Origin of the sequence: Mesorhizobium sp. M7A.F.Ca.CA.001.04.2.1, from assembly GCF_003998485.1 — a bacterium.
Taxonomy (GTDB): Bacteria; Pseudomonadota; Alphaproteobacteria; order Rhizobiales; family Rhizobiaceae; genus Mesorhizobium; species Mesorhizobium ciceri.
Map to the genome: position 1 here is coordinate 74,257 of NZ_RZQT01000014.1, position 6,279 is coordinate 80,535.

8 protein-coding genes are annotated in these 6,279 nt (G+C 63.4%); 4 read left to right on the forward strand and 4 right to left on the reverse strand.

The window, feature by feature from the left end; all coding sequences use genetic code 11:
• The first annotated feature begins 57 nt into the window (after window positions 1–57).
• The 3 genes from EN955_RS07245 to EN955_RS07255 all read left to right on the forward strand — a co-directional run bounded on the left by EN955_RS07245 (window position 58) and on the right by EN955_RS07255 (window position 2,738).
• Window positions 58–912, forward strand: a complete 855-nt coding sequence (locus EN955_RS07245; RefSeq protein ID WP_013528557.1) for a MetQ/NlpA family lipoprotein — start codon at window positions 58–60, stop codon at window positions 910–912.
• 91 nt (window positions 913–1,003) lie between these two features.
• Window positions 1,004–2,101 carry a methionine ABC transporter ATP-binding protein gene (locus EN955_RS07250; protein WP_013528558.1) on the forward strand — a complete coding sequence of 366 codons (1,098 nt, stop codon included), beginning with the start codon at window positions 1,004–1,006 and terminating at the stop codon, window positions 2,099–2,101.
• Complete coding sequence (locus EN955_RS07255; protein WP_013528559.1) at window positions 2,082–2,738, forward strand: methionine ABC transporter permease; 657 nt, start codon at window positions 2,082–2,084, stop codon at window positions 2,736–2,738. The genes EN955_RS07250 and EN955_RS07255 overlap by 20 nt, the downstream gene beginning before the upstream one ends.
• A gap of 78 nt (window positions 2,739–2,816) precedes the next feature.
• Here the strand turns inward: EN955_RS07255 and EN955_RS35955 are convergent, their stop codons facing one another.
• Window positions 2,817–3,131 carry a Fic family protein gene (locus EN955_RS35955; RefSeq protein WP_338048502.1) on the reverse strand — a complete coding sequence of 105 codons (315 nt, stop codon included), beginning with the start codon at window positions 3,129–3,131 and terminating at the stop codon, window positions 2,817–2,819.
• 16 nt (window positions 3,132–3,147) lie between these two features.
• Here EN955_RS35955 and EN955_RS35285 point away from each other — a divergent pair, with 16 nt between their 5' ends.
• Window positions 3,148–3,561, forward strand: coding sequence for a hypothetical protein (locus EN955_RS35285; protein WP_245265303.1), 414 nt, complete (start codon window positions 3,148–3,150; stop codon window positions 3,559–3,561).
• 34 nt (window positions 3,562–3,595) lie between these two features.
• Here EN955_RS35285 and EN955_RS07265 read toward each other — a convergent pair whose 3' ends face one another.
• From EN955_RS07265 to EN955_RS07275, 3 genes are all read right to left on the reverse strand, one after another.
• Window positions 3,596–4,726 carry an aminomethyltransferase family protein gene (locus EN955_RS07265; RefSeq protein ID WP_013528560.1) on the reverse strand — a complete coding sequence of 377 codons (1,131 nt, stop codon included), beginning with the start codon at window positions 4,724–4,726 and terminating at the stop codon, window positions 3,596–3,598.
• Between the two features lie 154 nt (window positions 4,727–4,880).
• Window positions 4,881–5,657: an ABC transporter substrate-binding protein gene (locus EN955_RS07270; RefSeq protein WP_013528561.1), complete on the reverse strand. Its 777-nt coding sequence runs from the start codon at window positions 5,655–5,657 to the stop codon at window positions 4,881–4,883.
• Window positions 5,658–5,780: 123 nt separating this feature from the next.
• A partial coding sequence (locus tag EN955_RS07275) for a hydantoinase B/oxoprolinase family protein (protein WP_206523748.1) occupies window positions 5,781–6,279 on the reverse strand: 499 nt, incomplete at its 5' end.

Here is a 6,279-nt window from a genome sequence, read left to right on the forward strand (position 1 = left end):
GACCAAGGCTAGGCAATCCGCCTCGCTGCCATGACTTCACAACCGCAGAGATCAATCATGACTGACTTCAAGAACACTTTGCCATCTTCCCCCGGGTCAACCGTCAACCGGCGCAGTGGCCTTGCTCTGCTGTTCGCCTCGGTCGTCGCGATCGGCAGCCTGATTGCACCGCATGCGTCGTTTGCCGAGGACAAGAAGGCGATCAAGGTCGGCATCATCAGCGGCGAGGACGAGGACGTCTGGCGCGTCGTCGTCGCGCAAGCCGCCGAAAAGGGCCTTGCCATCGAGACGGTGGTATTCAACGACTACACCCAGCCCAACGAGGCGCTGGAGCGCGGCGAGATCGACGCCAACGCCTTCCAGCACCAGCCCTATCTCGACAACCAGATCAAGACGCAAGGCTACCACATCGTCCGTGTCGGCTATACCGGCGTCTGGCCGATCGGCCTCTACTCTAAGAAGTTCAGCAAGGTTGCCGACCTGCCCGAGGGCGCGGTCATTGGCGTGCCGAACGACCCTTCCAACGAAGGCCGGGCGCTGCGCGTGCTGCAGAACGAGGGCGTGATCAAGCTCAGGGATGGCACCGGCATTCTGGCCACCACCGCCGACATCGCCGAGAACGCGAAGAAGGTGGTGATCAAGGAACTTGACGCCGGTATCGTCGGCCGCTCGGTCGAGGATCTCGATGCGGCCGTAGTCAACACCGACTGGGCGCTGAAAAGCGGCCTGTCGCCGGAAAACCGCATCGCGCAGGAGCCTATCGCCGACAATCCCTACCGCAACTTCATCGCGGTGAAGACCGGTAACGAGAACGAGGCCTGGGTGAAGACGCTGGTGGCTTCCTATCAGAACGAGGCGGTGAAGGCCGAGTTCGACAAGGTCTACAAGGGCACCGGCCTCAGCGCCTATTGATCCGGTCCTCGGCCGGAAGCCCGGTTCGAGAGCAACAGCGGTCCGCGCTCAGGCGCGGGCCGCGATTGCGTTTTCGGGAACAGGAATATTCATGAACCAGCATATCACGGCATCCGGGAAGACCGCCGATCCGACCCAGACCCGGCCCGACGCATCTCAGGATGTCGTGCGCCTTGTCGACCTGAAGCGCCATTTCGGTGTGACGGCGGCGCTCGACGGCATTTCGCTGACCGTGCGCAAGGGCGAGATCCTCGGTATCATCGGCCGCAGCGGCGCCGGCAAATCGACGCTGATCCGCTGCCTGAACGGGCTGGAACGGCCTGACTCCGGCGAGGTGTTCATCGAGGGCCGCGAGATCAGCCGGCTCGGCGAGCGCGACCTGCAGCCGCTGCGGCGGCGCATCGGCATGATCTTCCAGCATTTCAACCTGCTGTCGGCCAAGACCGTCGAGGACAATGTGGCGCTGCCGCTGAAGATCGAGGGCCGGCCGAAAGCCGAGAGGCTGAAGCGCGCCGCCGAACTGCTCGATCTCGTCGGCCTGTCGGAGAAAGCCAAGGCCTATCCGGCGTCGCTGTCGGGCGGCCAGAAGCAACGGGTCGGCATCGCCAGGGCGCTTGCCGCGCGCCCGGCGCTGCTCCTGTCGGACGAAGCCACCTCGGCGCTCGATCCGGAGACGACGCGCTCCATCCTCGCACTGCTCAAGGACATCAACCGGCAGCTTGGCCTGACCATCCTTTTGATCACCCATGAGATGGAGGTGATCCGTTCCATCGCCGACCGCGTGGCGGTGATCGACGCCGGACGCATCGTCGAGCAAGGGCCGGTCTGGTCGGTGTTTGCCGACCCACAATCAGACATCACCAAAAGCCTGCTCGGCGCCATCCGGCCGCAGCTGCCAGCCGAACTGGCGGCCCGGCTGCTGCCGGCGGCCGGCCCGGAGACGATCCTGCGCGTGGATGTGGCCGGCGAAGCGGCAAGCAGGCCATTGCTGTCCGACCTTGCCACGGCTGTTCCAGGCGCCTTCCGCCTCGTCCATGGCGGCATCGACCATATCCAGCAGCAGCCGGTCGGCACGCTGTTCCTTTCGGTTCCCGGCAGCGATGCAAATCATCTTGCTGACATCATCACATTCCTGAAGGCCCGCCAGGCGCGGGTGGAGGTGCTTGGCCATGTCGCCAATCCTGTTTGAACTTCTGCTGCGTTCGATCTGGGAGACGGTGCTGATGACGGCCGCCTCCGGCCTCATCTCGCTGGTCTTCGGCCTGCCGCTCGGCCTGGCGCTGATTGCTACCGAACGCGGCGGCATTGCCGAAAGCCTTTGGGTGAACCGGGCGCTCGGCGCCATCATCAACGGCTTCCGCTCGGTGCCCTTCATCATCCTTCTGGTGGCGCTGATCCCGGTGACGCGGCTGATCGTCGGCACCTCGATCGGCACATGGGCAGCCATCGTGCCGCTGTCGATCGCCGCCACGCCCTACTATGCGCGCATCGCCGAAGTGTCGCTGCGCGAAGTCGATCGCGGGCTGATCGAGGCGGCGCGCGCCATGGGCGGCAACCGCTGGACGATCATCCGCGAGGTGCTGGTGCCAGAAGCCCTGCCCGGCATCGTCGCCGGCTTCACGGTGACGCTGGTGACGCTGATCGGTGCGTCAGCCATGGCCGGCGCGATCGGCGCCGGCGGCCTCGGCGACCTCGCCATCCGCTACGGCTACCAGCGTTTTGAGACGTCGGTGATGATCGCAGTGGTCATCGTGCTGATCATCCTGGTCTGCGGCATCCAATGGGTGGGGGATTGGTTGGTGGCGAGGCTGGATAGACGGGGGTGATTGTTAGGCCGACGAACTAGGCGATGATGTCTTCTATCAGTGCTTGCAATGACGCTTCTGAACCGCTGAAACTGTCGATCATGGCTTGAATGACGCGATCCGTTCAAGGATGTCGTCATTGAATGTCAGGCCCGCGTGCTCGGCGAGCATCGCAAGGAAGGTGAGCTGGGTTCGGCCGTTGCCTTCGCGAAACGGATGCACGGCGTTGATCTCCGCGACGATGTGCGCCAGATGCTTCGCAAAGCTGGTGCCGTCGAGATGAGCTAAGCGGTCGGGATTGCCGAGTTCGCGAAAGACCCGCGCCATCTCGGTGGCGATGTGTTCGGGATAGCAGAACCAATTGCCGGCCTTGCCGATGCGGATGGTGCGCGGCTGACCGGCCCAGCCACACATCCTGGAACAGGTGCCGGTGCAGGCCGAGATAGTGACGGTAGTCGAGTTCGCCTGCCGGCAATGGCTCGTCAGCGCGAGTCAGGAACAGCGCGAGCTCGACTTCATCAAGCTCAGCCTGGTCGCGGATGTCCAACAGGTTAATGAGCACCGTCGTGCCGGGGTAGCACAGCGGATCGAACTCAGCGGCGTAGACCAACGTCTATTTCTTCTTGCGGATTCTTCCTTGATGAGCGAACGCCGCTCATCACCGGACAGTCCGTGTCGTACGCCTAGGGCGAGTAATTTCGCCATGCGAGGCGATAAGGCCATGCCTTCCACGGCGCTGATTTTCTCGCCGCGCTCGCTGGTCAGCACGAACTGGCCGGTCTTGGCTGAACGGCTGGCTCGTGAGCTAGGAGACTTCATTTCGAGACAATATCATAACCATTGAGGAGAGACCAAAATGATTTCCAGGGTAAGCCCAGTTAGCCGCGCAACCTCCCCCCCTCGGGATCGAAGAACGGTATCGGCGCCACGACCGCACGGGTCGGCCTGCCGTCGATGTCGATGCTGAGTTCGGTGCCAATCGCGGTGAAAGGCAGCCGCAGGTGCGCCGTGGCCAGCACCTTGCCCAGGGAATAGCCGTGATCGCTGTAGGTGACGATGCCGGCGTCCTCGCCATCGGCCAGGACCCTGGCATCGGTGGCGGCCGGTTTGTCGCCGTCGAGGATCAGGCCGACCCATTGCTCGTCGAGGCCCTTGTCGCGGACCTTGAGCAAAGCTTGCCGGCCGACGAAATCGCCCTTGTCGAACTTGATCCAGCGGTCGAGCCCGACATGGAACGGGGTGCGGCTCTCGTCCATGTCGATGCCGTGCGCCGGATAGGCCTTTTCCAGGCCCAGCGTGAACATTGCCAGCACGCCATAGGGTTTCAGGCCAAAGTCCCGGCCGGTCCGCATCAGCGCATCCCAGACCGAAGCGGCCTCGTCGGCCGGCACGAACAATTCGAAGCCGAGCTCACCGGTGACCCCGGTGCGCGAGATCAGCACCCGCGTGCCGTTGATGTGGCCTGACGTGAACGACCAGCGTTTCAGCCCGTCCAGATCGGCATCCGAGATCATCGCCTTCAACAGTTCGCGCGAGCGCGGACCCTGGATGGTCGGGAAGGCGATGGCTGCGGTTATGTCGGTGACATAGGCCTTGCGACCCTGCGCGTGATGCAACAGCCAGGGCAGCATCTTCAGGCGGTTGACCGAGCCGGTTACCAGCATGAAGTGCTCCGGACCCAACCGAAACACGGTGAGGTCGTCCATGATGCCGCCATCCTCGCGGCAGACCGTGGAATAGCGGACCTGGCCCGGTTTCATGGCAGCGGCATTATTGACGATGACATGGTTGACCAGCGCCTCGGCGTCCGGCCCCTTGATGTCCATCTTGCCCATGGTGCTGAGATCCTGCACGCCGACATTTTTGCGGGTGTTCAGGTGCTCGTCGGCAATGCCGGAATAGGTTTTGGCCGAGATGAAATCGCCCCCGACACGACCCATGGTCGCGCCCAGCCCGACGATGCTGCTGTAGAAAGGGGAACGCCGCTCAGCCAAGGAAGTCTCCATCATGAATTGCGATCCAGAGACCGTTTCGAAATTCGCTCTGGCGAGTCATATGATGGTGGTTTCGAGAACCGGAGCGCAGCGGACATTCAGGTCCGTGAGCACCGGAAGCGCAGAAAACGCCTTCAGATGGCCGCCAGAGTAGAGTTTCCAAACGGTCTCAGCTGCCGTAGACGTCGAACGAGAAATACTTGTCGTTGATTTCCTTGTACTTGCCATTGGCGCGCAGCGCGTCGATGGCCGCATTGAGCTTGTCGGCCAGTTCCTTGTTGCCCTTTTGCAGCGCGATGCCGACGCCGGGGCCGTGTATGGCCGGATCGGCGGTCAGCGTGCCGAGCAGCTTGCAGCAGGCGCCGTCTGGCTTCTTCAACCACTCGGTCAGGATGATCGAGCCGTCCATGATCGCGTCGAGGCGGCCATTGGCCATGTCGGTGCGGGCATCGTCGCCCGTCGGATAGGCCTTGACCGTCGAGCCTGCATATTTCTGGTCGGCGAATTTCTGGTGGATGGTCGCGGTCTGCACGCCGAGCGCCTTGCCTTTCAGGTCTTCAGGCGACGTGCCCGCGATGGTCGAATCCTTCGGCACGGCGATGGCCGGCGGCGTCTGGTAGTATTTGTGGGTGAACTCGACCTTCTCGGCCCGCTCGGGTGTGATGGTGATGTTGATGATCGCGTCGAACTTGCCGGCCTGCAGCGCCGGTATGGAACCATCGAAATCCTGCACGCTGAACTCACACTCAGCCTTCATCTCGGCACACAGCGCCTTCCCCAAGTCGATGTCGAAGCCGCCCAGCGTGCCGTCGGCACTGGCGTAGTTGAAGGGCGGATAAGCGCCTTCGGTGCCGATCCTGAGTTTTTTGTCCTGGGCGGAGGCGGCACCCGTGGCAAGGGTGAGGGCGACGGAAGCGGCAAGCACGAAACGACCGAAAAGACGCATGTTCGAGATCCCCGTTGAAAGCGGGAAGTCTACGGTCTTCCAGGCGCGCGGCGGAGACGGAAACGACATGCGCTGCGGCGATCACGGCGCGGCGAGCAGACCAGGCGAGCGATCGGTGATGTGTTAGCCGACGCGCTGCTTGTCGGTGGCCATCTGGTCGATGGCCAACTCCCCGGCCGAGAGGACAACGCCAAACTTTTCGGTGGCTTCCTCTGATGTGTAGTACCCCAGCGCCACGTCGCGCAGCACAAGATCGGCATCGCGCTGCAGCGGATCGCCATAGCCGCCGCCGCCCGGCGTGCCGACGCGCACGCGGTCGCCGGCCTTGAGCGCAATGTCCTGTTCTTTGGACAAATGCGGCGGCACGTGTTCCTCGCCGTTGCGGAAGACGGTCACCGTGTTGACGGCGCCGTCCTTGCCGCCAAGCGCGCCCTGCGGGCCGAACCGGCCATGGTCCATGACGAAGGAAGCGCGGGCGTCGCCGCGCAGGATTTCCACCTCATAGGCGAGGCCGAAACCGCCGCGATGCTTGCCGGCGCCGCCGGAGCCTTCACGCAAGGCGTAGTGGCGGTAGAGCACCGGGGATGCCTGTTCCATGATCTCCACCGGCGGCGACTTGGAG